The organism is Chryseobacterium sp. C-71, assembly GCF_020911865.1.
Taxonomy (GTDB): Bacteria; Bacteroidota; Bacteroidia; order Flavobacteriales; family Weeksellaceae; genus Chryseobacterium.
Map to the genome: position 1 here is coordinate 3,912,521 of NZ_CP087131.1, position 25,428 is coordinate 3,937,948.

At 35.9% G+C, this 25,428-nt stretch carries 24 protein-coding genes and 1 riboswitch; of the genes, 10 read left to right on the plus strand and 14 right to left on the minus strand.

From position 1 onward, the window contains the following. Positions 1–78 precede the first annotated feature (78 nt). From LNP04_RS18130 to LNP04_RS18170, 9 genes are all read right to left on the minus strand, one after another. A complete protein-coding gene (locus LNP04_RS18130) occupies positions 79–774 on the minus strand; it encodes a LytTR family DNA-binding domain-containing protein (protein WP_229984281.1) in 696 nt (231 codons plus the stop codon). A 170-nt stretch (positions 775–944) separates the two neighbouring features. Continuing rightward, positions 945–1,418 carry a Dps family protein gene (locus LNP04_RS18135; RefSeq protein ID WP_229984282.1) on the minus strand — a complete coding sequence of 158 codons (474 nt, stop codon included), beginning with the start codon at positions 1,416–1,418 and terminating at the stop codon, positions 945–947. Positions 1,419–1,816: 398 nt separating this feature from the next. Beyond that, positions 1,817–2,848 (minus strand): ACR3 family arsenite efflux transporter, encoded by a 1,032-nt coding sequence (gene arsB, locus LNP04_RS18140; protein ID WP_229984283.1) that lies wholly within the window; start codon positions 2,846–2,848, stop codon positions 1,817–1,819. Positions 2,849–2,853: 5 nt separating this feature from the next. Continuing rightward, positions 2,854–3,348, minus strand: coding sequence for a GNAT family N-acetyltransferase (locus tag LNP04_RS18145; RefSeq protein ID WP_229984284.1), 495 nt, complete (start codon positions 3,346–3,348; stop codon positions 2,854–2,856). A 1-nt stretch (position 3,349) separates the two neighbouring features. Continuing rightward, positions 3,350–3,961 carry a low molecular weight phosphatase family protein gene (locus LNP04_RS18150; protein WP_229984285.1) on the minus strand — a complete coding sequence of 204 codons (612 nt, stop codon included), beginning with the start codon at positions 3,959–3,961 and terminating at the stop codon, positions 3,350–3,352. Positions 3,962–4,065: 104 nt separating this feature from the next. Next, positions 4,066–4,686 carry a class I SAM-dependent methyltransferase gene (locus LNP04_RS18155; RefSeq protein WP_324292099.1) on the minus strand — a complete coding sequence of 207 codons (621 nt, stop codon included), beginning with the start codon at positions 4,684–4,686 and terminating at the stop codon, positions 4,066–4,068. 38 nt (positions 4,687–4,724) lie between these two features. Beyond that, positions 4,725–5,198, minus strand: a complete 474-nt coding sequence (locus LNP04_RS18160; RefSeq protein WP_229984286.1) for a DUF6428 family protein — start codon at positions 5,196–5,198, stop codon at positions 4,725–4,727. A gap of 103 nt (positions 5,199–5,301) precedes the next feature. Then, entirely contained in the window at positions 5,302–5,628 is a 327-nt protein-coding gene (locus LNP04_RS18165; RefSeq protein ID WP_229984287.1) for a helix-turn-helix transcriptional regulator, read from the minus strand. A 213-nt stretch (positions 5,629–5,841) separates the two neighbouring features. Further along, entirely contained in the window at positions 5,842–7,158 is a 1,317-nt protein-coding gene (locus LNP04_RS18170) for a voltage-gated chloride channel family protein (RefSeq protein ID WP_229984288.1), read from the minus strand. 29 nt (positions 7,159–7,187) lie between these two features. Continuing rightward, a riboswitch (Fluoride riboswitch) is annotated at positions 7,188–7,255 on the minus strand. Between the two features lie 234 nt (positions 7,256–7,489). Between LNP04_RS18170 and LNP04_RS18175 the strand changes: the two genes are divergently transcribed. The 6 genes from LNP04_RS18175 (at position 7,490) to LNP04_RS18200 (ending at position 12,006) form a co-directional block, all read left to right on the plus strand. Further along, a complete protein-coding gene (locus LNP04_RS18175; protein WP_229984289.1) occupies positions 7,490–8,122 on the plus strand; it encodes a Crp/Fnr family transcriptional regulator in 633 nt (210 codons plus the stop codon). A 72-nt stretch (positions 8,123–8,194) separates the two neighbouring features. After that, positions 8,195–8,989: a sulfite exporter TauE/SafE family protein gene (locus LNP04_RS18180; RefSeq protein WP_229984290.1), complete on the plus strand. Its 795-nt coding sequence runs from the start codon at positions 8,195–8,197 to the stop codon at positions 8,987–8,989. 228 nt (positions 8,990–9,217) lie between these two features. Then, on the plus strand, positions 9,218–10,630 hold the full coding sequence (locus LNP04_RS18185) for a rhodanese-like domain-containing protein (RefSeq protein WP_229984291.1): 1,413 nt from the start codon (positions 9,218–9,220) through the stop codon (positions 10,628–10,630). 23 nt (positions 10,631–10,653) lie between these two features. Beyond that, complete coding sequence (locus LNP04_RS18190) at positions 10,654–11,217, plus strand: YeeE/YedE family protein (RefSeq protein WP_229984292.1); 564 nt, start codon at positions 10,654–10,656, stop codon at positions 11,215–11,217. A gap of 12 nt (positions 11,218–11,229) precedes the next feature. Continuing rightward, the gene (locus LNP04_RS18195) at positions 11,230–11,712 is read left to right on the plus strand and encodes a DUF6691 family protein (RefSeq protein WP_229984293.1); all 483 of its coding nucleotides are present in this window, start codon (positions 11,230–11,232) and stop codon (positions 11,710–11,712) included. A gap of 84 nt (positions 11,713–11,796) precedes the next feature. Continuing rightward, positions 11,797–12,006 carry a tetratricopeptide repeat protein gene (locus tag LNP04_RS18200; protein ID WP_229984294.1) on the plus strand — a complete coding sequence of 70 codons (210 nt, stop codon included), beginning with the start codon at positions 11,797–11,799 and terminating at the stop codon, positions 12,004–12,006. Positions 12,007–12,175: 169 nt separating this feature from the next. On the opposite strand, the gene LNP04_RS18205 is transcribed toward LNP04_RS18200, so the two are convergent. Beyond that, entirely contained in the window at positions 12,176–13,348 is a 1,173-nt protein-coding gene (locus LNP04_RS18205) for a metallophosphoesterase (RefSeq protein WP_229984295.1), read from the minus strand. Positions 13,349–13,547: 199 nt separating this feature from the next. Between LNP04_RS18205 and LNP04_RS18210 the strand changes: the two genes are divergently transcribed. Next, positions 13,548–14,354 (plus strand): sensor histidine kinase, encoded by an 807-nt coding sequence (locus LNP04_RS18210; protein ID WP_229984296.1) that lies wholly within the window; start codon positions 13,548–13,550, stop codon positions 14,352–14,354. Beyond that, the gene (locus LNP04_RS18215; RefSeq protein WP_229984297.1) at positions 14,351–15,043 is read left to right on the plus strand and encodes a LytTR family DNA-binding domain-containing protein; all 693 of its coding nucleotides are present in this window, start codon (positions 14,351–14,353) and stop codon (positions 15,041–15,043) included. Before LNP04_RS18210 ends, LNP04_RS18215 begins: the two co-directional genes overlap by 4 nt. A gap of 8 nt (positions 15,044–15,051) precedes the next feature. Here the strand turns inward: LNP04_RS18215 and LNP04_RS18220 are convergent, their stop codons facing one another. From LNP04_RS18220 to LNP04_RS18235, 4 genes are read right to left on the minus strand one after another with little or no spacing between them, the layout of a single operon-like run. Then, a complete protein-coding gene (locus tag LNP04_RS18220; RefSeq protein WP_229984298.1) occupies positions 15,052–15,462 on the minus strand; it encodes a hypothetical protein in 411 nt (136 codons plus the stop codon). Then, positions 15,455–17,263: a metallophosphoesterase gene (locus tag LNP04_RS18225; RefSeq protein ID WP_229984299.1), complete on the minus strand. Its 1,809-nt coding sequence runs from the start codon at positions 17,261–17,263 to the stop codon at positions 15,455–15,457. Before LNP04_RS18225 ends, LNP04_RS18220 begins: the two co-directional genes overlap by 8 nt. Before the next feature lie 31 nt (positions 17,264–17,294). Beyond that, complete coding sequence (locus LNP04_RS18230; RefSeq protein WP_229984300.1) at positions 17,295–19,076, minus strand: alkaline phosphatase; 1,782 nt, start codon at positions 19,074–19,076, stop codon at positions 17,295–17,297. Positions 19,077–19,097: 21 nt separating this feature from the next. After that, complete coding sequence (locus LNP04_RS18235; protein WP_229984301.1) at positions 19,098–20,225, minus strand: alkaline phosphatase; 1,128 nt, start codon at positions 20,223–20,225, stop codon at positions 19,098–19,100. A 277-nt stretch (positions 20,226–20,502) separates the two neighbouring features. Here LNP04_RS18235 and LNP04_RS18240 point away from each other — a divergent pair, with 277 nt between their 5' ends. Together LNP04_RS18240 and LNP04_RS18245 are read left to right on the plus strand one after the other, a co-directional pair. Beyond that, entirely contained in the window at positions 20,503–23,268 is a 2,766-nt protein-coding gene (locus LNP04_RS18240) for a SusC/RagA family TonB-linked outer membrane protein (RefSeq protein WP_229984302.1), read from the plus strand. A gap of 22 nt (positions 23,269–23,290) precedes the next feature. Further along, positions 23,291–25,027: a RagB/SusD family nutrient uptake outer membrane protein gene (locus LNP04_RS18245; RefSeq protein ID WP_229984303.1), complete on the plus strand. Its 1,737-nt coding sequence runs from the start codon at positions 23,291–23,293 to the stop codon at positions 25,025–25,027. Positions 25,028–25,428 lie beyond the last annotated feature (401 nt).

The following is a 25,428-nucleotide window of genomic DNA, read 5'->3' on the forward strand; positions in this document are numbered from 1 at the left end:
CAAAAAAGATTGGAAGTCCTTCGACAAGCTCAGGATAAACTACAGGCGGATTAAGCTGCCCTAATCACTTACAAATAATTAGAAAACATTCATCCTTGTGTTGAGCGCTTTTCGGTAGGCATCTGCAACGGGAATGAATTTTCCGTTGATCATAATTCCGCCGTCCTGAAGCGTGTCTATCTTGCCGACAGAAACGATGTAAGAGCGATGAACTCTGATGAAATGGTCTTTCGGGAGACGTTCTTCCGCTGTTTTCATCTTGCCGTGGATGGCGAACATTTTTTCCTTTGTGTAAAATTTTACGTAATCGCCCATTGCTTCCGCATAAAAAATATCGTCGAGCTTCAAACGCCTTGTGATATTGGAATCTCTCACAAAAAGGAACTCATCTTTGGTGACTTCTACATTTTCCTTTCTGCTATCAAGAATCGACTGCGCTTTGCTCACGGCCTGTAAAAATCTTGCAGGCATCACGGGTTTCAGGATGTAATCTGCGATATTCAGTTCGAAAGCTTCGAGTGCGTAATCTTTGTTGGATGAGGTGAAAATGATGATAATGTCTTTCCCTGAAAGGTTTTTGGTGAGTTCGATTCCGGTCATTTCAGGCATTTCGATATCTAAAAATATCAAATCTACCTGATTGTTCTGCAAATGATTGTAAGCTTCAATGGCGTTGGAATATTCGTTGACAATCGTGAGATTCGGAACTTGCTTTGCCAGGTGTGCGAGCGTAGTTCTTGCGATATCGTTGTCATCAACAATCAAGGCTTTCATAGGGATAGTTTATTTTGGTTGAAACAAATATAATTATTCCTTTTCTCAAAACCAGTAAGAATTTTTTGCTTAATTTTTTTTGATTCTGATACGAAAGTTTTGAATGCCACGAATGCACGAATTTTTTTATGATTAAAATGTCTTTTATTCGTGCATTCGTGGCAACTTAATTATCTGAAGTAAGAACGGATCATCCAGGCCATTTCTTCGTGGGTTTCTATCAGGCTTGTGATGAAGTCGCTTGAACCGTAATCTTTGTATTTTTCAGCAAAAGGCGTCACGTTTCCTCTTAGAAAATCGATGATGCTTTCGTGGTCTTTTAATAAATCTTTCATATAACCCAATCCGTCATTGGTTCTGTCGCTATATTCGGTAAGATGCGTTAATTCGAGATAAATTTTCATTGTAGCAGGAGCGTAATGTCCGATTTTACGTAGACGTTCTGCAACGCTGTCAATCAACTCGTCCAACTGTCTGTACTGTTCTTCGAAAAAGATGTGGTTGGCGTGGAAGTTGTCGCCGGTGACGTTCCAGTGTGCATTTCTGGTTTTGATGTAAAGTACAGTTTCGTCAGCTAAAAGTTTTGCCAATTGTTCTGCAACAGCTTCTGTGTTTTGCTCTGTAAGTCCGATGTTTGTTTTCATAATATTGAGATTTTAAGTTTCAAAGCGTTATTGCTCTAATTCTTGTGTAAAGGTCTGTAGGAATCTTATGAAAATGATGGGTTTTTCGGTGAACGGGCAAAATGAGTCGGTGGAATTGGTGAATTGTAATCTGGAAAGTGTTTCGTGAATTTCAAAATCTATTATTCCCGTCTTATGACCAAGACGGGAATATCTTCAAACACTTTTATATATGATTTGTTTCGATTGAGCCTTTAGTAGACTTTGCATGTCTTGCACTCACAACCGAAGAAATATCGAAACATTTGGAAAGAATTTTAGTAATATTTGATGCTAAATTCTTTTAATTTTTTTTGTAATGATTTGTTTGAGAGTTTCATTTATATAAGCCTGTTTTTCTGTTCTGTCCATCTTTATTATCATACATAATACTTTTTCTTCAGCCATAGACTTGCCCTTACCAACAGTATCAGCACCGGAACTTCTACCAAGGGGCCGATAACCCCTACAAAAGCCTGAGCAGAGTTGATACCAAAAACAGAAATAGCCACTGCTATTGCCAGTTCAAAATTGTTTCCGGTGGCTGTAAACGCGATGGATGCATTTTTGTCATAAGGTACTTTCATTGATCTATTGATAAAGAAGCTGACAAAGAACATCAGTACAAAATACACCACAAGTGGTATCGCAACTTTTACAACGTCCATCGGAAGTTCAACTATTTGTTCGCCCTTAAGGCTGAACATCAGAACAATTGTAAACAATAAGGCATACAACGTGATTGGTGAAATTGTCGGTACAAATTTTCTGTTGTACCAATCCAAACCTTTTGATTTAACTAAAAAATAGCGACTCAGGAAACCAGCCAGAAACGGAATACCCAAATAGATGAGAACGCTCTCCGTCACATCTTTCATTGATACACTGACATTAAAATTGGCCAATCCTAATTTCTCAGGTAAAACATTGATGAATAACCAGACAAAAAAACTGTAGGTGAATATCTGAAAAATACTGTTTAAAGCGACTAATAAGGCAGCATATTCTCTGTTTCCTTTGGCCAGATCGTTCCACACGATCACCATTGCAATACATCTTGCCAAACCGATGAGGATCAATCCGATCATATAGTCCGGCTCGTTTCTTAAGAAAATAATGGCAAGGACAAACATCAATATCGGACCGATGATCCAGTTCAACAACAATGATATGCTGATGACTTTTTTATCTTTAAATGCAATCGGTAGTAAAGAATAATCAACTTTTGCAAGGGGAGGGTACATCATCAAGATCAATCCAATGGCCAGTGGAATGTTGGTTGCTCCTACAGAAAGTGAATTGGTGATGTTTGTTATTTCTGGAAATATATATCCTAAGCCTACTCCGAACGCCATCGCAAGAAATATCCATAGCGTTAAGTATCTGTCGAGAAATTTTAGTTTTGGTTGCATGCTGTTTAATTTATTCCTGTGGTTTTACTTCTTCTTCTTTCCATAATGACCGTGTCACGCCAAATATCTCTTAGCTTTCCGATCTTTTCGCGATAACCTATCATTCTGAAGCCCGAACTTTGATGAAGAGCCACCGTTGCTTCATTCTCAGGAAACATCCCGCTTTGCAGCGTCCATATGCTGTTACTTTCACTTTCTTCTATCAGTTTTTGCATTAAGTTTTTTCCTATGCCTTTCCCTTTATAATTATTGGAAATGTAGATGCTTACTTCTGCCACACCACCATAGACACATCGGTCACTCACTGCCGAGAGTGCAGCCCAGCCAACAACCATTTTGTCAAGTATAGCAACCAATCGGCTGTGCTTTAGTTTACCTTTGTCCCAATCTTCCCAAGTCGGAACAGTGGTTTCGAATGTGGCATGGCCTGTTTCAAGCCCTTGTCTGTATATTTCAGCTATTTCGGGAAAATGATCCTTAGTTATTCTTATTATTTCCATTCTATTTTTTTACCTGTGAGAAAACATAAAACATCTCTGTGGCGATTTGAAGGCTTCTTTCTGCATAGACTTTTGTTTGTTCCGGCGTGTTGTCTGAAGCTTTGGGATCATCATATTTGACAGGAAATCTTGCTTCAGCTCCGATAACCAAAGGGCAGCCTTCATCAGCATTATTACACGTCATAATCGCACCAAATTCTTTTTTTGGATTAAATTCATTGGTGTATTCCTTCGAAAAGCAAATGATGGGCGCTTCATTTTCTGCATACTTTACCGCATAGACAGGATTATCATCATTATTCAGCATCTGAATCTGAAATCCTTGATTTTCCAATGTTTCAGCCACTTTTGGGAACATTGCGGTCGCCTCCGTTCCGCCGGAATAACAATAAACGTTTTTAATGCCAAAATGAAAGGCCATGGTCTGCGCCCAGATCTGTGATAGGTGGCTTCTTCGGCTGTTGTGGGTACAAATAAAGTTCAATCTGCTGGTCTGATCTTCTTCAGCTTTGCCTTGGATGTAATCTGCCAATGGCTGCAAAACAGTTTTTCTTTCCTCGGTAATAGAGTCTTTAGAAATTGATTCTATGATCTTTGAAATGATCTCGTTCATTTTTAATTATTTTTATTAGTATTGATAAATGGACAGCTTTTTAATGGTAAGAGTGCAGCAGATCCATACGGATCAAAATAGTGGTCTTGCTATTGTTAGTAATACTAAGCTTTAGCATTATCAGAAATGGTGTGTTTTCTTTTGAAGCTGCAGAATACAAAATTCTGAATGGTTTCAAATGGTGTTTTATGATCAACAGAAAAACACTCGATTGCTTCAAAATATTTCTCAAACCGAGCTGTCATTGTCTGTTCTGAATATTGTTTAATATCGATATCGCTGCATTTTCTGGGTCCCAACTTCGAAAAGGTACCGATCACCATCATTCCGTTTCTGGAGATCGCATTTGTTGTAGTTTTTATATAATGATCCACATCTTTTTTTTCGGTCAAAAAATGAAAGGCCGCCCTGTCGTGCCAAAAATCGTATTGCTCTGTTGGTAGGAAATCCAAAATATCTGTAGTGATCCACTTCAATTTGTGGGCTTTGCTTCCTAGTCTTGCTTTTGCCCGTTCTATTGCTGTATGGGAAATGTCAAGTACTGTAATATCTTCATACCCTAACTCAAGCAGATGATCTACAAGAAAACTGTCGCCTCCGCCAACATCAATAATCTTAGCAGACTTTGCCAGATCTAGCTGATGGATGAATTCTAAAGAGGTCTCGGGATCAGGCTGATACCAGCTTACTGTTTCCAAAGGTTTGTTCTGATAGATGTTTTCCAATGCGATCTTTTGTCGAATGCTTCCATACAGAAATTGATTTAGCAACAGCCTCCCCCCGGCGTACACGTATTAGCATTATTAACATGCAATTCCGCCAAATTCTTCTTCAATTTTTCCGAAGGAATTCCGCAAGCATCCTGAGCAAGACAAGCAGTGGTCTTACTTTTCAAAACAAAAACTTTCCCATTGAATTCCAAGTCATATTTGCCAATAGTATTGCTTTGATATTCCACTTCGATCTCATTATTTTCAATCCCTAATTTTTCTTCAGAAAGTTTAATAATACTGAGCAGTTTTCCGGGTTTTAACCTGTGTTCGTAGTCGTCTGCATTCCATAACTGGAAATTAACCACCGATTCCTCACGAATCACTCCGCCACAATCGATGAATTTTTTATTGATCTGTCCTACTTCCGTCACGTGGAAATGCTCAGGAACAAAAGAGCCGTCTTCCAATTGAAACTCTACATTCTCCAATGTTGGCAAGATCTCTTTTATTTGTTCTAGTGTCATATTATTTTGTTTTAATTGTTTTTAATTTAATGGTAGCGATTTGAAAATCTAAAGATATATTGTACTAATGCAATATTGCGATATTTAAAAGTAAAAAAATGCATCAACAACATTTCTGATCAGTAACGGTATTAATGATCTTTGAAAAGTAATCTTTCAGGATCTCGAAAGTATTTTCATCGATACAGTAGCAAACGGAATTTCCTTCAATACTGCCCTTTATCAAACCCGCATTTTTCAATTCTTTCAAATGCTGGGATATGGTGGGTTGTGCCAATGGTAATTCATTGACGATGTCTCCCGTGATACACATATTTACCTTGAGCAGATATTCTATAATAGCAACTCTGGCAGGGTGCCCCAATGCTTTTGCTATCACTGCTATTTTATTTTGTTGATCTGTAAAGTGATCCGTCTTTGTAGCTCCCATAATGATTTAATATTGCAATATTACGATATTAATATTAATTTAAAAAATAAATGATCTAAAATTGAAAATTTTAACAAAGACCAGTGTAATTTTATTCGACCAATTATTTCTTTAAAAAGATAAGAGATTTGCCACAGTCTTTTCAATAATCCGTTAGTTTCTACCTTTGCCCTTGATTCAAAATAATCATTGAAATGAGACATTTCTTTTCCATTATTTTTCTTTGTCATTAATAGTTTTGCCTTCTTGATTTATAAATCTAATATGTTTAGGCTGTCCTATGACTTGTCTTCCATAAATGCTGTTATGCCCCGAAATTAAATATGATACGACACAAGCAATCGCCATATAAATCCCGCTTTCAGCACCGAAAAGTTCTATTCCCATCAGCATACAGGCAAGTGGCGTATTGGTTGCTCCTGCAAATACCGCCACAAATCCCATTCCTGCCAGAAGTCCTGTCGGTAGAGGGATAAATAATGATAAAGCACTTCCCAAAGTAGCACCGATAAAAAACAACGGCGTTACTTCTCCGCCCTTAAATCCTGCCGCAAGCGTGATAATGGTAAAAGCCATCTTCAACGCAAAATCGTAAGGTGGTAAATGATGCTCAAAAGACTGAACAATTGTGGGAATCCCCAAACCGATATATTTTGTAGTTCCCATCGCAAAAACAGCAACGGCAACGATGATGCCTCCCACAAATGGACGGAGCGGAGGAAAAGAGATTTTCGCTTTAAAAATCGCAGTGATATGATGAATAACTTTACTGAAAGTAGCTGCACACAAACCAAATATAATCCCTGCCAATATGCTGTAAATGATAGGCAGAAATTCCATTTTTGGAATAAGGTCAATATGATAATGGGTGTGTTTTACCTGCCAGAGGTTGGTAACTAGGTCGGCCAGAATTGCCGAAGCAAAAGCCGGAAATATCGCATCGTATTTTATTTTTCCAATTAAAAAGACTTCCAGACCAAACAACGCTCCCGCTAGAGGCGTTCCGAAGATGGAACCAAAACCAGCTGCTATGGCTGAAATAAGTAAGATTTTACGCTCAGATTCATTGAGTCTGAAGGGTTTTGTGAATTGGTCTGCAATCGCACCTGCCATCTGCAATGCTGTTCCTTCCCGACCTGCTGAGCCTCCAAAAAAATGAGTGGCAATAGTTCCTAAATAAACAAATGGAGCCATTCTGAAAGGGATGATTTCCTTTGGATTGTGAATGCTGTCGATCAGGAGATTATTCCCAGCTTCAATATCTTTTCCTAAATAATGGTAGAGTAGACCAATCAGCAATCCGCCAATGGGCAAGAAGGCAATGAGCCATAAATGGTTCTCTCTGAAATTGGTAGCCCAATCCAGCGACACTAAAAAACCTGCCGATGCAGAACCTACACATATCCCAATGATGGAACTGATTAAAAACCATTTAACAACGTAAGGAAGACTCGGATATTTTCGAAAGAAGATCTTTGTATGAAGCTGAGCTTTTCTGCTGCTGAATCTGGAACGCTGATTTTTAGACATAATTTACCTGATTAAATGTGTTAACATTGTTGTAATCAGGCGTCATCAGCTTTTTTAAGGCGGTTGGGTAAGGAAGAGCACCATTTCCTTTGACGCAAATTTACAAATATTCACAAAATAAAAAAATAATAATGATTTTTTTATTACAGATCTTGGGTGTAATATAGAATTTCTTTAAAAACAATAAATATCCAGCAAAATCAAAGCTATTAGACAAAATATTTCAGTGTATAGAATTGCTGACTTAATTAATAGGTTTGAGCTCAAAACAAGGCGTCTAAACAATCACATTCTTTCAAATTAATGTAAATTCGTTGCATATTTTCACATAATGAAACCAAATATAATTTCTTCCGAATTCAGTTCTTCACCGGAATTAACTGATAAGCTTTATCAAAACGGTATCCTGAAAACTTACCACGAAGGTGACATCATTTTGGATGAAAATGCGTCCATACGTTCCATTCCTATTGTGATGAAAGGATTGTTAAAAGTCATCCGGACGGAAGAAGACGGTCGCGAGATCTTACTTTATTACATCAAAGCCGGTGAAAGTTGCATTATGTCATTTCTTGGTGGGATGTACAATGAGAAAAGTATTGTAAAGGCCGAGGTGGAGGAAGATTCTGAGATCTTGTTTTTACCAATGGATAAAGTTACTTTATTCATCAAAGAATATCCGGAATGGCTGGATTATATTTTTAGGCTTTATCACAAACGTTTTGAAGAATTGCTTGATATTATCAATGCGATTGCCTTCAAAAAAGTGGATGAAAGATTACTCAATCTGCTTCATAAAAAATCAGAAATCTCCCAATCTAAAACCATCGTAATCACTCACGAACAGCTTGCCAATGAACTCGGAACAGTTAGAGTAGTTGTGTCTAGACTTCTGAAACAATTGGAAGATTCCGGTAAACTAAAACTGGGTAGAAACAAAATTATCCTTTCAGATTCTATTTAATTTTCCCTATGTAACAAAAGTAGCTGTACAGCTTCACAGATATTTCCATTTTTGCTCTATAAAAGTTAAAAAATGGAAATTTTCGGATATGTAGCATCTATTTTTATAGGTATTTCTTTAGGATTAATAGGCGGTGGCGGAAGTATTCTTACCGTTCCTGTTTTGGTTTATCTCTTCGGAATTGACGCTTTTCTGGCAACAGAATATTCACTTTTCATTGTCGGAATCAGCAGTTTGGTTGGCTCGGTTTCTTACTTTAAAAAAGGATTAGTCGATCTCAAAACGGCATTTATTTTTGGCGTTCCATCAATCATTTCTATTTTCCTTACCCGTAAATACCTTTTGCCTTTGATTCCTGATGATATTTTCAGTCTTGGAAACCTCATAGTCACCAAGAATCTATTTCTGCTGTTGGTTTTTCCATGCCTAATGATCATTGCCTCTTATAAAATGATTCAAAAACAAGTTGAAATAACAAATGAAACTAATCATTCAGAAAATCACAAAACGCTTTTGGCTGCAGGAGAAGGTTCAATAGTCGGAGTTTTCACCGGTTTAGTAGGCGCAGGAGGTGGATTTATGATCATTCCTGCCTTGGTCAATCTTCTGAAAACGCCAATGAAAACTGCCATCGGAACTTCTCTGGTCATCATTTCTTTAAATTCTCTGATCGGATTTTTTTCATCAATGAATCAGGTCAAAATCGAATGGAATTTATTAGCAACCATCACCGCAATTGCCATCGTTGGAATTATCATTGGATCGCAATTATCCAAAAAAATTGATGGTAAAAAACTGAAACCTGTATTCGGATGGTTTATTCTGGTGATGGGAATTTACATTATTATCAAAGAACTTTTCTTTTAAATATCTAACAATCAATAATTTTTGGGCAGCTTTATCCGCCTTCCACTCCTGCTTTTTTGCTCGTCGTTCCTCCTCACAAAAAGAGCTCCGTTCAAGTCGGGCTGCAATCATTCGGTGTTTCAAAATAGGAGATAATTAATTAAAACTCTTATGTAACAAAAGTAGCTGTACAACAGAATTCAAACCCTGAAATTTGTATCAAATTAAAATTAAATAAAAAATATCAAAATGCAAATAGAACAGATTTATACAGGATGTCTCGCTCAGGGAGCTTATTACATTGTTTCAAATGGTGAAGCTGCGATCATTGATCCTTTAAGAGAAACCCAGCCTTACATCGAAAGACTGGAAAAAGACAATGTAAAACTTAAATACATTTTTGAAACCCATTTTCACGCAGATTTTGTGAGTGGCCACGTTGATTTAAGTAAAAAAACAAAAGCACCAATCGTGTACGGACCAACTGCAAATCCCGAATTTGAAGCCATTATTGCTGAAGACGGACAGATCTTTGAAATCGGAAAAATCAAAATAAAAGTTTTGCATACACCAGGACATACGATGGAAAGCTCTTCCTTTTTATTAATCGATGAAAACGGAAAAGAAAAAGCACTTTTCAGTGGAGACACTTTGTTTCTTGGCGATGTCGGTCGTCCGGATCTGGCTCAGAAAGCGGCAAATATGACTCAGGAAGAATTGGCAGGACTTCTTTATGAAAGTTTATACCAAAAAATTCTGCCTTTGAACGATGAAATTATCGTTTATCCTGCGCACGGAGCGGGTTCTGCCTGCGGAAAAAATATGCAGAAAGAGACGGTTGATACGTTGGGCAATCAAAAGAAAACCAATTATGCGTTGAATCAAAAAGATAAAGAAAGCTTCATAAAAGCTGTTACAGACGGGCTTCTTCCTCCACCAGCTTATTTCGGGATGAATGTAGCGATGAATAAAAAAGGCTACGACAGTTTTGATGAGGTTTTGTCAAAAGGTCTTCACGCTCTTTCTCGTGAAGAATTTGAGGAAACCGCAGAACACTCAGGTGCTTTGATTCTGGATGTCAGAAATAATAATGATTTTGCTAAAGGATTTGTTCCTCAATCGATTAATATCGGATTAGACGGAGATTTTGCACCTTGGGTCGGCGCTTTGATTGTTGATGTCAAACAACCTATTTTATTGGTTACTGATGAAAATAATGAGGAGGAAACGGTCACAAGACTCAGCAGAGTAGGGTTTGACAACGTTTTGGGTTTTCTGAAAGGTGGTTTTGAAGCCTGGAAAAACAGCGGAAAAGAAATTGACAAAGTTCATCGAATTTCTGCTACAGATTTTGAAAAGGAAATTGAAAATAAAGAAGTGAAAATTATCGATGTAAGAAAAGAAAGTGAGTATGAAGCGGAACACGTCGATGAAGCCTACAATAAGCCTTTAGCTTATATCAATGAGTGGATTAATCATCTTGAACCGACCGAACATTTTTATCTTCATTGTGCAGGCGGGTATAGAAGTATGATGGCGGCGAGCATTCTTCTGGCAAGAGGTTACCGAAATTTTACCGAAATTGAAGGTGGATTTAATGCAATCGCACAAACTGGTGTTCCCAAAAGCGATTTCGTTTGTCAAAGTAAAGTTTTGAAGTAATTTTGAATTAAATAAGTAAATTAATGTTAGATATCATAAAAGAACCCTGGCCGTGGTATATCGCAGGTCCTCTGATTGGTCTTACCGTTCCGGCTTTGTTGATCTTAGGCAATAAATCTTTCGGAATCAGTTCGTCATTGCGACATATTTGTGCAGCCTGTATTCCGGCAAATGTGAGTTTTTTCAAATACGACTGGAAAAAAGAATCCTGGAATTTATTCTTTGTCCTCGGAATTTTCTTCGGAGGAATGATTGCCGCTCATTTGCTGATGAATCCAGGAGAAATTACAGTCAATCAAAACCTTAAAGCAGAATTGGCAACCTATGGGATCACAGATTATAGCAATCTTGTCCCGACACAACTGATGAATTTTGATAGTTTATTGACGTTAAAAGGATTCATTCTGATGGTTGTCGGCGGATTTTTGGTTGGCTTCGGAACCCGATATGCAGGAGGTTGTACAAGCGGACACGCAATAATGGGATTGTCAAATCTGCAATGGCCGTCTTTGGTGGCAACAATCTGCTTTATGATCGGCGGTTTTTTAATGGCAAATGTGATTTTGCCCATCATTCTTTCACTTTAAACTTATTTAATAATGAAAAAAGAAACAGATATACGTCACCAAGATACCATTTGCACCAACGAAAGCCATCTTCAGCACAAATGGTATCACAATTTGAAATATTTAATAGTTGGTGTTTTGTTCGGAATCGTGTTTGTGAAAGCTGAGATCATCAGCTGGTTCAGAATTCAGGAAATGTTTCGTTTGCAGTCTTTTCATATGTACGGCGTGATTGGAAGCGCAATTGTTACTGGCATGATTTCCGTTTGGATCATCAAAAAATTTAAAATAAAAACCATTTACGGAGAAAAAATTTCAATTGCTCCGAAAACATTTAACAAAGGACAAATTTACGGAGGTTTGATCTTCGGATTTGGCTGGGCAATCACGGGTGCTTGCCCAGGTCCTTTATTCGCACAAATCGGAACAGGAGCTTTTGCGGTTATTATTACTTTGCTGAGTGCTGTTTTCGGAACTTGGGTTTATGGATATTTCAGAGATAAGCTACCGCATTGATTTTTAGAATGCCATTTAAAAAAAATTGTAATATCATTAAGTGGAAAATTTTGTAAATGATATATTATAAAGTTCATATATCATTTGCAGTTGCTCCAAAGCAGATTAATAGTATTTCAGGAAAACGCAAAATTATTTCCAGACAAATCTAATACTTGGGATAGTCTTGGTGAAGCCTACTTGATAAACGGCGATAAAGGAAATGCATTAAAATCATATCAGAAGGCTTTAGCGTTAGATCCAAATTCGGAATCGGCAAAAGCAATGATTCAGAAATTAGAAACCATTAAATAAAAAAATGGGTAGTAGTTTAGTTTCCGTTGCGTGCTATGAATGCAACGGAAACTCATTTTAAGGTTTAACTTGGTCTAAGATAAATCAATACCAATAGCAAAACAACTGCAATGCAAACACAATTAGATTAAATAAGGCTTTTTGGTGATTTAATATAAAGAGGTTCATTCTATATCTCTTTCTTTTCTCCATTATGCAAAACTCTGTAATATTTATTTCCTTCAATCAACAGACCTTCTGATTTTTGGTTGGGAAGACTTTTAGAGTAATCTTTTGGGTGTTTTACATCAATTCCTATTACTTTTTCCTTGTATTTTCTATTGACTTTTGATTGTAGTGTATGCCCAACAACGATTGATTTTGCACTGAATTTATTTAATCCTCGTTCTACTTCTTCCTGAGTCAAATCATCTTTAAAATAACCTCTGTACCAAGCAATTCCTTTGTGAGAAGAAATTAACAATTGCTCCAAATTTTTCTGCGGATTCGGATAGTAAGGTTTATAATAATTGCTACGAATAATTTGATTGATTTCGTCCAAATTTGTTTTGTAACCTGCTAAATCTGGATGTATTCCGCCATGTGCAAAGAGAATTTCGTTAATTTTTTCAATTGAATTTTTGCTCGACATCCATCTTCCAAGAAATGAATTGGTACTAAACAATTCGGTTTGTTGCTTTTTTAAAATAGAAGCAACGTGATAATATTTGAGCGAAGTATTTTCAAAATTTCCCTGCATATTTTTCAATTCGTGGTTTCCCAAAATGTAATGAACATTTCCGCCTTTTTCTTTTGCTTCTTGCTCCAGTTTGTAAATAAACCAAAGCACTTGCGTAGTTGAAAAATCTCTATCTACAAAATCTCCGAGCAAAACAAGATGCCCATTTCCAAATGTCCAATTTAGCTTATTGTCAACGACTTTATTGGTAATCAAAAAATCACGAAAAGTTTTAAAACCGCTTTCAATATCAGAAATAGCTAAAATTTTAGAATTGTCGTTATAGGTATTTTTAGGAATTTCGATTTTGTTATTTAAGGTAAATTCAAATCGTGTTGAATCTAATGGGAAATAGCAATAGGTTGATATTTTTGAATCCAAAGGATACTCTTTTTGGTCTAAATAAAACCCATCATCCTGATTTCCCCTGATGTAATTTACACTAACAATGCTATCATTTTTAGTTAAAACATAAGGACCGTCTTTGTCCCAATTCATCATTTCAGGATTTTCCGCATACCGAAAACTGGCTCCGTGATACAATCCGAATGAAACAGCAATAACTCCTATTACTACAAATGTGATAATGATATGTTTTGCATATCTCAAAAATCTCTTTTTCATTTTTCAATTAATTTTTGTAAACCTATTAATGCTTATTCAGTTTCTAAAACAATTGTGACAAATAACCTCTGTAAATACATAAACAGTATTTGCATAAGTTCAAAGTGTTTTCATCACTCATTTTCATCATTTCAAAACGCTTTGGCTGTCGTTTGTCAACATGCTTGCAGAGGCTTGTTTATAGTCGTAATATTGCAGTATGACGGCTCTTAAAAGAAATATAAAATGGATTGTGATTGCATTATTGGCAATAGCAGTTGTTCCTGTAATGATTACGGCTTATGAAGTAATCTTTACGGAAAACAAATCCGTCGTATTTTTAGGAAATTATCACCCGAAAGTTGCCATCATTGTAATTTGCTACTACGTTTTGCTTTTTTGTTTGGGTGTAGTTTGGTTAGTTCGGGAAATTATTTTTATCACCAAACTGAAAAAAGAAAAAATGAAAGCCGAATTGATGCTTTTGAAAAGCCAGGTCAGTCCGCATTTCTTTTTCAATACGCTCAATAATTTATATGGTTTGGTGGCAAAAGATCCCAAAAAAGCACAAGAATTGATACTGAAACTTTCAGATATGATGCGTTATAGCATTTATGAAGGCGAAAAAGAAACAGTAAAGATTCAGGAGGAAATTGATTTTTTGAAAAACTATGTTGAACTCCACAAAATGCGTTACCATAAACTGATAAGCGTTGATTTTTATTGTAATATTGATGAAAATCAAAAAGTTGTTCCTTTATTATTTATCATCCTTTTAGAAAACGCTTTCAAACACGGGGTCGAAAATTTGAGAGAGAATGCATATATAAAAATGAGTTTGACCACTTCTAAAAACGAAATCTTTTTTTCGATTGAAAACAATTTTGAAAAAACTGAAAATCAATCCGGAATTGGCTTAAAAAATCTGAAAAGAAGATTAGAATTAATTTACCCCAATCAGCACGAATTGACTTTTTCGGTAAATGAAAATATTTATAAAGCTCAACTAATTTTGAAACAATTATGATAAGCTATTTAATCATCGATGACGAACCTATTGCCCACGACATCATTAAAGGATATTGCGATTTATTGCCGAATATGCAGTTGATGAAAAACTGTTATGATGCTTTGGAAGCATTTGATTATCTGAGCAAAAACAAAGTAGATTTAATTTTTTTAGATTTGAACATGCCTGTTTTGAAAGGTTTTGAATTTCTGAAAACATTGCAAAATCCACCAAAAGTAATTGTAACAACTGCTTACAACGAATTTGCTTTGGAAGGATACGAACACAATATTTCAGATTATTTGCTCAAACCTTTTGGTTTTGAACGATTTTTAAAAGCTGTAAATAAAGCGATTGGTTCTGTTGATCAAAAGGTTGTAACTAATGAAAAAAGTGAGGCTTCTAACCGCATTTTTGTCCAAAGCAATAAAAAACACATTCAACTGGAAACAGAAAATATTTTATACATCGAAGCAACAGGAAACTACATCAAAATAGTAACCACGACCGAAACCATTACCATTCGTGAAAAATTCTCTACTTTTTTAGAACAATTGCCTAAAAACGATTTTGTGCAAGTTCATAAATCATTTGCGGTTGCTCCAAAGCAGATTAAAAGTGTTGAAGGAAACATCATATTTATTTCGAATTACCAAATTCCTATTGGCAAAATTTATAAGATGAATATTGTGAAATTGTTAAAGTAGTTTATGTTTTACATTCTTGATCTCGCCACTTTAAGTTCAACAAAACCAAGTAAGGTAATAACTATTATTTCGGTCAAAAAATAGGTGGTTCCTAATATTGTCAGGAAAGAATAATATTTAATCAATAATCCTAATGTTGCGACACAATAAAGAAAGTTCGCAACAGCAATAATCCTGATGAAAAGTGCCCACCTTTCTTTTAAAAATAAAAAACAAGAGAAAGAATATATACAAAAAAGACCTGCTATTGCAGAAAGATAAGTCAATACAATTTCAGGCATTCCAAAATAGACGTTTAGACTTCGCATTACAGCAAATAGAAAAAATGCAGTGAAAAATGCACCCAAACTGTCCATCAAAAAAAATATTTTTGGCTTTACGGATAAATAATTGATTAGGTTGTTTATTATACTATTCATCAATTTTTTTTAAATTCCTTTTCTTAAAATCAATTTTGAAATGGTCTGCGGGATCTCCCGAAGATAGTTTATTTAAAATTTTGAAGAATGTTTTCAGCTGATTTAGAAATTCATCTTCTGTATTCAGTTTTTCGAAATTTTCGTGCAAAATTTTGAATTGTGAAAGACGTTTTTCAGGAATGTCTTTTTTTGCTAATTCGTCTGCAGACTGCAACTGATAAAGATTTAATAAAGCATCTTCAAAATTCCATGTTTTAGATTTTTCTGCATTTATTTTATTTGAATTTGCGGTGTCAATACTTAAATAAAGTAAATCTTCTCCTGAAAGTTTGGAAGCTTTCTTAATAAAATCTTTAGGCCAATCTGAAGGAACAAATCTCAGTCGCACCAGTTCTTTTATATGAAATAATGTGAAATCGTGATAATTCTTTGTTTTTAAAATGTCAATGTTCCAAATATCTTTTGTATTCCGACTTTTTAAAGCATCAAACTCTTTCTGATACAAAGGAAATAGCTCATCAAAATGGGGAACATCAGTAATAGAAACCGTTTCCACTTCAAAATCTGTGGGAGAATTCACTGTTAAAATTTTATATCCCGGAAGATAAGCTGCCAACGAAGGAACCTGAATATTGACCAGCATTTTTCCGTTTTCAAACTTTTTGATTCCGGTGTCGTTGATGTGCATATGGCCTGCGAAATGAAGTTTCAGTCCTGCATCGGCAAAAACCTGAGCAACCTGATCACTTGGTACTCTGTCAAGCTGCCATTTATTTTTACCTAATAAATTTTTAATATCTTCAGAAGCTCCGTCATTGTAATCAAGCATCGGATAATGCGTAAAAGCAATGAGAACTTTGCTGTTTTTTTCTGCTTCTTTTGAAATATTTTTCACCCAATCAATCAAATGTTTTTTATTGGTAAGTACATTGTTGTATCCAACGGAAGCACCATGAAAATTATTAGGATCTATTGGATTTCCATTACTATTTTTTGGTAAATAGGTATTTCCGTCAATTGCTAAAAGCCAAATTCCTTTTACAGGTTCTACCACATAACTCAAATCAGGAACAGAAAATCCCTGACTGACTTCATATATTCTGTTGGAATATTCTGAATTTTTTAAAGCCTTTTTAAAACTATAATCTTCGTAAGAATTATGATTAAATGGAGTTTCCCAAAACAGATCTTTTTCAGAAGGGGAGAACCCAAATTCTTTGAGCTCGTTCATAATTTCAAGATAGCCAGACATCGCAATATCTTTGGTGATGAAGGTTTCCTGACCATTATTTTGAACTAAATTTTTATTACTGAAAATATTAACAGGGCTTCCATTTTCGCCTAAAAAATCAGATTTACCACCATCCTTCAAAAACGGACTTACCGGATCGTGATTTCCTGTGGTAATAAAAAACCTCATCCCATACTTTTTCTCATACTCATTTAAAATCCGTTTTAATCCTCTTAAATTGTAGGCTTGTCCGTCATCAGTATAATCACCGGGAAGTGCGACGATTTTAATTCCCCGTTTTGCAACATCATCCAAAGCTGCCAGAAAAGCAAAATAATTTTCATTAAAAATTCTTGTCGAATGGAGCTGAGAATCCATTGTTCTCAATAAGGTTTTCTTTTTGGTTTTTGGATTTTCTGCCCCTCTGAATGTATTATCTGAAAAGTCTCCGTAAAGATCCTGAAAATGAACATCTGCCAAAAATGCTATTTGACTCGCTTGATGTTGTGCAAATACGTTTAGCGAAAGCAGTAAAGCAACCAAAAGATGAATAGAAAAATGTTTTTTCAAAACTGTATATTTTAGAAAAATAATTAGAATACTAATTTACTTTCAAAACTTTTAATATTTTATGAAAAATCTCATTATTCTCATATACTCCTGTGAAAATTTCTGAGCCTGAACCGTAGGAAAACACAGGAATTAATGTAGCTGAGTGATCGTCTGTCGTAAAATCACCTTCAATAGTGCTCGTTTTCAAATCACCATTAGGAATACTAAAACCACCTGTCTCGTGATCTGCAGTAATGATCACCAAAGTTCCTGGGTTTTGATCTGCAAACTGTATTGCTTTTGTAATCGCTCTGTCAAAATCAATCCCTTCAGTGACGATAGTTCCTACATTATTGCTGTGACCGCCGCTGTCAATTTGCGCCGCCTCAATCATGATGAAGAATGGTTTTTTCTTGCTTTTTAAAAATTGAAGCCCACTTTCTACAGTTTCGGCCAAAAGATTGCCTCGACCTTTCAAAACTTGTGGAACACCGTTATCAGAAAGATAATAAGCCAGACGATCTGCTTTACTTTCTGCAACCTGCTTCGTGCTTTCTGCTAATTTAAAATCATGCAGACCCGAAACTTTAGATTTACCACCCGCTGCGAAAAAATTGAGTTTTGATTTTGGCAAATCCTGAACAATTTCCTTTTCCATACCACGGTCTTTTTGATGAGCATAAAATGCAGAAGGTGTAGCTCCCATAATTTCGTCAGTCGTAATAATTCCGGTGCTGAAACCTTTTTCTGAAAGAATTTCGGTAAGGTTTGCCGTTTTTTGCCCCTCAGAATCTACTCCGATAAATCTGTTTTTTGTTTTCTTTCCGGTTGCAAAAGCGGTTGCTCCTGCTGCAGAATCTGTAGTGAAATTGTCTGTGGAAGAAGTTTTAATTAATCCAATATTTTTAAGCTGTGTTAAAGTAAGTTCACCTTTATTTGCTAAAACGGATGAAGAAATTTCTGAAAGACCGTTCCCGTCACCAATCAACAAAATAATATTTTTCACAGGAACATTTTTCCTCAAATAGGAAAATTTAGGCTGATAAACTTCTGAGAACAGATTATTCTTAAAAGTTCTTTTCTCCAAAGAATTTACATATTCCACACATTCTTTCGGATGATCTGTATTAATAAAATCAACGCCGTTGTGTGTGAAAAATTCCCATGAAGTTTTCCCGTCGGGAATCGCCCAGAATCTGAATGGTTTCCCAAAAGATTTCGCTTTTTTGATGACTTCGGTTATTTTCGGCAAATCTTCTTCCGTTAATCCACCTTTACCGTTCCATTTAGAATACTGCGGAAAGCTTAAACTTACCAAGGCAACTTTCTTCCATTGATCTGCTGTTAAATTATCCAATTTTTGATAATCAAAGACAATGAATTCAGGATAAGAAGCATATTCTTCGGGTTTTGGCTGATTTCCTGAAATAACAAAACTTACTTTTTTTTGAGCAGTCAATGCAGGATATTTCTCAATCGATTTTACGATCTGTTGCAAGGTTATTTTTGCATCTGTCTTTATATCAATCAAAATCTGTAGAGATTCCTGCGTGATCATGTTCATTCCTAAAGCTTTATCAATAGAATTCAGATATAAACTTTCAAAAGTCCGTTCTTTGGTTATATTTTTTTTGTCGTGGGCGACAAAAAGCTCGTTGTTTTCAAGAAAAACATCTACCTCAATTGAATTTGAACCCGAACCTAACGCATACCAAAAAGGAACTTTTTGTTCGTAATCATTATGAGAGTGTACTTTTGTGGTTTGACCAAAAACAGTCGCAACAAAAAGCAGAGTGATAAAGCCTGTGATTTTTTTTAAATGTAAGCACATAAGATTGTAGTAAAATTCAAATTATTTAATAGAAATTCCGTTTTTTTTCAATGCTTCAACAAGCTTGTGATAGATGGTGTTGTTTGGGTAAACGCCAGAGAAAAGCTCTTGATTTTTTCCCATCGCAAACACAGGAACCAAAGCCGCTGTATGTTGATTGTCGATGAAATTCACCTGCACTTTATTTCCGATTTCTTTTTCCTTCCCTGTCACCGGATCTTTTTCCGAATATTTTCCGATGCTTGCACCGCCTGTTTCGTGGTCTGCTGTAACAACTAATAATGTATTTGGATTTTTTTTGATGAATTCCATCACCACACCAATTGTTTTGTCGAAGTCTAAAACTTCTTTCACCATCATTTCGCCATCTTTTGCATGACCGCCCCAATCGATAAACGAACCTTCCACCATAAGAAAGAATGGTTTATTATTCTTTGATAAATAATCTAAAGCCGTCTGTGTAGCTTCAGGAAGGAAATCGCCTCTTCCCTGAACTTTATTGGGAAGTTCGTCCTGCGCTAGGAGGTAGAAGTTGTTTTTATTTTGAATCGGTTTTGAAAGTTTCAGAGTATCTATATTGTAATTGAGTTTTTTAAATTCATTCAAAAGATTTTTTCCATCTTTTCTTTTATTGAAGAATTTTAAACCGCCGCCAGCTAAGAAATTTACGTTTGCTTTTACCAAATCTAGAGCAATATCCTCGTGAAGATCTCTGTCTTTTACGTGAGCATAATAAGAAGCGGGTGTTGCATGAGTAATGCTCGTTAAACTAACCAATCCCGTTTGGTATTTTTTTTTCTGAAGTTGTTCTAATATAGTGGGTAATGCAATTGAATCTTTATTTACCCCAATTGCACGTTTGTAAGTTTTTTCACCAGTTGATAGAGCAGTTGCTCCGGCAGCAGAATCGGTAACCCAATCGCTGGTTGAGGAAGTTTCAGAAAGACCGACAACGTTAAACTTCTGAAAGTTGGGTTCTGAATTTCCGAAATAGAATGCTGAAGTGACTTGAGAAACACCCATCCCATCACCAATCATAAAAATAATATTAAGGGGTTTTTGGGTTTGTGCTGTAATTAATGTTGTGAAAAGAAGCAAAGAGGGAAATATTGCTTTATTGAAATTGGTAATTGTGTAAATAAATTTCATAATGTTTGATTTGTTGATAATTTGAATTAAGATGAAATTAGTGTGCAAAATTACTTACAAATCATGTTTCAAAAAGTGTTGCTATAAATCATAAACCCAATATTAACTGATAGTTTTTTGATTTTTAGTTTCTTAAAAAATAGTTGGTTGTAAAAGTTTATAGAAATTTAATTTTCAACAATAAAATTCACATTGTATTAACTTTTTAATATTCATTTATTAAAGCTTAATTAACATATTCTGGCGTTTGGCAAACCTAATTTTGCACAAAAAAAGAATGAAACGTATTTATTTGGTACCGACAGTTCTGATGAGTTGTGTAGGTTTTACATTTGCGCAAAATAAAATCTCTGATACTGTAAAGGATGAGACTAAAATGAAAGACATTGATGAAGTGGTAATGGTTGGTTACGGCTCTCAGAAGAAATCTGATGTTACCGGAGCAATCGGATCTGTGAAGAGCGAAGATTTCAATAAAGGTCTTGTAGCTAACGTTGGTCAGCTTCTTCAGGGGAAAGTTGCCGGAGTAAATGTTGCAAACGTGAGCGGTGAGCCTGGAGCCAATCAAAACATTGTGATTCGTGGAGTAGGAAGTTTACGTTCTGGAACTACGCCTCTATATGTTATAGACGGTTTTGTAATCGATAACAGCAATACAGGAGTTGCCAACAACCCGATGAACTTCATCAATCCCGACGATATTGCATCAATGGATGTGCTGAAAGATGCGTCTGCATCAGCGATCTACGGTGCGAGAGGAGCAAATGGTGTCATCGTAATTACCACAAAAAAAGGAAAAAAAGGAAGAACGGAAATGAATCTTTCTTCATCACTGACGGTTTCTAATCTTGCCAATAAAATGAATATTTTCAGTGCAGATGAATTCAGAAAGCAGGTAACGGGAATGGGTGCAAAGCTTGATGACATGGGCGGAAGTACAGACTGGCAGGACGAATTGACTCGTACAGCAATTTCAAAAAACGTAAATTTCTCAGCAGCCGGAGCCACAGAAAATTCTAATTACTATGCAGCTTTAGGATATGAAGATCAGGAAGGGATTTTGTACAATAGTTCTTTGAGAAGATATTCCGGTCGTGTGAATGTTTCTCAAAAAGCATTTGACGGAAGGGTAAATATTGATTTCAACATCAACGGAAGTAAAACTGAAAACGACAGACCCAGTGTGACAAGCATGGTTTCCACAATGTTGACGCTCAACCCTACTTATCCCGCATATACCAATGGTTTGCCAACAACTGTTTTTAATAATGGAGCTTTCAATCCGCTGATACGTCAGGATATTTACACAGATTTTACAAATAACAACAGGATTTTAGCCAATGTTTCTCCGTCAGTTGAAATTATTAAAGGTTTAACTTATAAATTAAATTTAGGTGTAGATTATTCTAGTGCAGACAGAGTTGTACAAAATATGCCACACGCTGTGCCATTAGAAAACGGAAGTTTAAACCTAAACTATTTCACAAATAACAATACACTGGTTGAGAATTATCTAACCTATAAATTTAAAGTTCAAAACCACGATTTTAATGTGATGGCTGGGCATTCTTACCAAAGGCTTTTCTTAGTGGCAAGAGGTTGGAATTATTTGAATTTCCCAAACAATGGTATTGAACCACAATATCAAATTCCTGCGGGTGACAAAACGACGATGACTTCGTCTTCTATTGCTAACAGAAACGAATTACAGTCTTGGTTTGGAAGAGTAAACTACGACTATCAGGATAAATATTTATTAACGGCTACCGTAAGAGCAGACGGATCGTCAAAATTTGGAGAAAATAACCGTTATGGAGTTTTCCCATCTGTTGCAGCAGGATGGAATATCAGTAAAGAAAGTTTTCTTTCGGATGTTGATATGATCAGTAATTTAAAATTAAGAGGAAGCTGGGGTAGAACCGGAAATCAGGAAATTCCAAATAAAATTACCAAAAAAAGTTACAAATCTGCATCAGACGGAAGCGGAATGGCAACATACCCAATGGACGACAGCGGAAATTATCCGGTAGGAATTTATCTGGTAAGAGCCAATAATCCTGACCTTCAATGGGAAGTAACAACTCAAACCAATGTAGGTGTTGATTTTGGGATTTTAAACAACAGATTGACAGGTACGGTAGATTTTTTTAAAAAAGTTTCAAACAATATTCTTTTAGAAATAAGTCCTGAAGATCCAATCGAGCCGGCAGAAACAATGTGGAAAAACATTCCGAACATGTCGATTCATAACACAGGTTGGGAATTTGCGCTTGACTACAGCAGTGATAGAAACAAATCTTTCACTTACAGTATTGGAGCCAACGCCGCTTTTATTAAAAATAAAGTGCAAGATTCTCCATATAAAGTAATTTCTACTGGTGAAGCTCAAGGTCCCGGAACTACGAATGCGGTCATCAACGGTTACTTAAACAATGAGCCTATCGGAACTTTTTATGTACGTGAATTTGTAGGATTAAGTGAAAACGGTACCAATATTTTCAGAGATGTAGATGGTGACGGAATCATCACAGATAATGATAGAGTAGCAGCAGGAAGCGCTTTGCCAGATTTTACTTATAACTTGTATGTGAAAATGGCATACAGAAATTTTGACCTTGGGCTGAATTTTAATGGAGTTTCAGGAAACATGATCTACAACAACACTGCTTCCACTTTATTTACCAGAGGTCGTTTGGGACTGTCGCAAAATACAACCGATGCCGCAACTCAATTTCCTAACGAAAGTGTGAATAATACCAATGTGATTTCAACAAGATATTTAGAGAAAGGAGATTTCTTTAGATTAAATAATGCAACACTAGGATATAATTTAAACCCGAAATTTTTAGGAATTGGTAATCATGTAAGAAATATCAGACTGTCTCTTACTGCGCAAAATTTATTTGTGATTACAAAATATTCAGGTTTTGATCCTGAAATCAATACAGGTATTTCTCAGGGTGGAATTCAGTCATTCGGAATTGATTACGCTACCTATCCAAAAGCAAGAAGCTTCGTGTTTGGAGTTAACGTAGGATTTTAATTAAAATTTAAAAAAGAAAAAAATGAAAAATAAATTTTTACTAGGAATAGCAAGTCTTACCGCTCTGTTTGCAGTAGGCTGTACAGATCTTTCGGAAGAAATTATAGATGAATCTTTGGATGTGCAGACCGATAATATTATTTCTGCGGTAATGGCTCCGGCTTACGGTCCGCTTCCGGATGCTTTCACACATACAAAAAATTATGGGTTACAGTTGGTAAGTTCGGATCAGGCAATTTTACCTCCGAGAGGAAGCGGAAATGATTGGTACGATGGCGGAAAGTATATAGAGCTTCACCAACACAATACTACAACCACAAATGTTGTGGTTAGAGATACCTGGAATGCTTTTACACTAATGCTTTCAAGAACGATTACCGCAATCGAAAGACTTCAGCCACTTGCGGCTACAGATCCTCAGGCCGCTAAGGCTTTGGCCGAAATGAGAGGTCTGAGAGCGTATTACAATATGCTGATGCTTGATTATTGGGGAATTGCCTTTAAAAAAGATGCAGCAAGTGAGCAATCAATTATTTTAAGAAAAGCGGATGCTGTAAGTTATATTGAAAGCGAATTTCTTGCAGTTGTCAATCAATTAGACAATACAAAAGGTCCGGGAAGAATTTCTCAAGCTTCGGTTAATGGGTTTTTAGCTCAGTTATATCTCAATGCAGGAGTGTACAGAAATCCTTACGGAACGCCTACTTTTGCTGCTACAGATATGGATAAAGTAATTGAGTACACAAACAAAGTAATCAATTCAGGTTTATTTGTTTTATCTCCGGAGTATTTTTCTATTTTCGATGATAATAACCATTCAAACAAAGAATTGATTTTTGCCATCGATCAACGCTCAAATTTAACGACATCACACAATAGATTGGCATATTGGTCATTGTCTGGAAGTCAGTATCCTTTGGCAGCTTTCCCAAAAGCAAACGGAACAGACGGTCCTGCTTTAACTAAATATTTCTATAACACTTGGGTACAAGCTTACGGAAGTACAGATCCTGCGCAAGCTGATGCGAGATTTTACAAAGAGAACCTAGTGATTCCACAGAATTTACAGAATCTTACGGGAGTGAGCCCAGCAAATGATGGCAATCATTATTTTCTGGTAAACGGTGCAACGTACCAAATTAACAGAGGTATTCTGCGTGGTATTCAGTGGGGTTTAAGAAATCCAGCTAATGGGCAACCTTTCAAGATGGAAAACGGACAATATAAAATTTACCCAATGATCGAGCAAAGAGACGGTTTTACAAGCTATGTGAACCACAGTATTGATATTGATCTTGAAAATCCTAATAATAAAGATTACTCAGATGGTTATAGAGTGGCAAAATATCAATTCAGCAGTACTTCAGATACTGGAAGAAATAAAGGTCAGGCTGATATTGTTTTGCTAAGGTTGGCTGATGTTTATCTGATGAGAGCCGAAGCTCAATTAAGAAAAGGAAATAATGGTGCGGCCTTAGCTGACGTTAATTTGGTAAGAGCTTCTAGAACCGCTCGTCCACAAGTAACTCCACCCGCTTTAACTTCAATTAATCTTGATTTACTTTACCGTGAAAGAGGTTTTGAACTGTATTGGGAATATAGCAGAAGAACAGACATGATTAGGTTTGGTCATTTTGAAGATGTTTATGCTTCGAAGACCAATGCTGATCCTAGAAAAAGATTGTTCCCGATTCCGCAGTCAGCGATTGATGGAGCGTCAAGTGCGCCAGGATATCTGGTTCAGAACGAAGGATACTAATTTTACAATTTTTTACTTTCCAAAAACTGTCAGCAGAATTTCTGCTGACAGTTTTGATTTTATGGTGGCACATAATAATTTTTTTGATGACTTTATTTCTTCCTCTTAGATGTTTAAAAGTAAATCATTGGAAAACGTAAGTAGCCATATGAAAGTAATTATGCTTAAATAAAAATCTCTCAACATTAATTGCTTTTTGATTGTTTTAAAACTATAGAAGATTCACTAAAAATGATCTCGTTTTCGTTCAATGGAAATATTCATTCAGACGGTGTCCTTATTTAAGTTTATAATACATCATGCGTTATAAAGTAAAACCGATTTTTAAATCGTCAACAAAATACGTTTTGCTTTTCTTTGAAGCTTGAAAGAAAAACGATTTACTTATATTTGCCCGCAAA

Bases quoted from the DNA above. Each gene is read 5' to 3' on its own strand.
- LNP04_RS18215 (WP_229984297.1), top strand. From the start codon at position 14,351: ATGATAAGCTATTTAATCATCGATGACGAACCTATTGCCCACGACATC.
- LNP04_RS18230 (WP_229984300.1), bottom strand. From the start codon at position 19,076: ATGTGCTTACATTTAAAAAAAATCACAGGCTTTATCACTCTGCTTTTT.
- LNP04_RS18205 (WP_229984295.1), bottom strand. From the start codon at position 13,348: ATGAAAAAGAGATTTTTGAGATATGCAAAACATATCATTATCACATTT.
- LNP04_RS18145 (WP_229984284.1), bottom strand. From the start codon at position 3,348: ATGGAAATAATAAGAATAACTAAGGATCATTTTCCCGAAATAGCTGAA.
- LNP04_RS18210 (WP_229984296.1), top strand. From the start codon at position 13,548: ATGACGGCTCTTAAAAGAAATATAAAATGGATTGTGATTGCATTATTG.
- arsB (WP_229984283.1), bottom strand. From the start codon at position 2,848: ATGCAACCAAAACTAAAATTTCTCGACAGATACTTAACGCTATGGATA.
- LNP04_RS18185 (WP_229984291.1), top strand. From the start codon at position 9,218: ATGCAAATAGAACAGATTTATACAGGATGTCTCGCTCAGGGAGCTTAT.
- LNP04_RS18195 (WP_229984293.1), top strand. From the start codon at position 11,230: ATGAAAAAAGAAACAGATATACGTCACCAAGATACCATTTGCACCAAC.
- LNP04_RS18175 (WP_229984289.1), top strand. From the start codon at position 7,490: ATGAAACCAAATATAATTTCTTCCGAATTCAGTTCTTCACCGGAATTA.
- LNP04_RS18135 (WP_229984282.1), bottom strand. From the start codon at position 1,418: ATGAAAACAAACATCGGACTTACAGAGCAAAACACAGAAGCTGTTGCA.
- LNP04_RS18220 (WP_229984298.1), bottom strand. From the start codon at position 15,462: ATGAATAGTATAATAAACAACCTAATCAATTATTTATCCGTAAAGCCA.
- LNP04_RS18130 (WP_229984281.1), bottom strand. From the start codon at position 774: ATGAAAGCCTTGATTGTTGATGACAACGATATCGCAAGAACTACGCTC.
- LNP04_RS18160 (WP_229984286.1), bottom strand. From the start codon at position 5,198: ATGACACTAGAACAAATAAAAGAGATCTTGCCAACATTGGAGAATGTA.
- LNP04_RS18245 (WP_229984303.1), top strand. From the start codon at position 23,291: ATGAAAAATAAATTTTTACTAGGAATAGCAAGTCTTACCGCTCTGTTT.
- LNP04_RS18165 (WP_229984287.1), bottom strand. From the start codon at position 5,628: ATGGGAGCTACAAAGACGGATCACTTTACAGATCAACAAAATAAAATA.
- LNP04_RS18240 (WP_229984302.1), top strand. From the start codon at position 20,503: ATGAAACGTATTTATTTGGTACCGACAGTTCTGATGAGTTGTGTAGGT.
- LNP04_RS18170 (WP_229984288.1), bottom strand. From the start codon at position 7,158: ATGTCTAAAAATCAGCGTTCCAGATTCAGCAGCAGAAAAGCTCAGCTT.
- LNP04_RS18150 (WP_229984285.1), bottom strand. From the start codon at position 3,961: ATGAACGAGATCATTTCAAAGATCATAGAATCAATTTCTAAAGACTCT.
- LNP04_RS18180 (WP_229984290.1), top strand. From the start codon at position 8,195: ATGGAAATTTTCGGATATGTAGCATCTATTTTTATAGGTATTTCTTTA.
- LNP04_RS18235 (WP_229984301.1), bottom strand. From the start codon at position 20,225: ATGAAATTTATTTACACAATTACCAATTTCAATAAAGCAATATTTCCC.
- LNP04_RS18190 (WP_229984292.1), top strand. From the start codon at position 10,654: ATGTTAGATATCATAAAAGAACCCTGGCCGTGGTATATCGCAGGTCCT.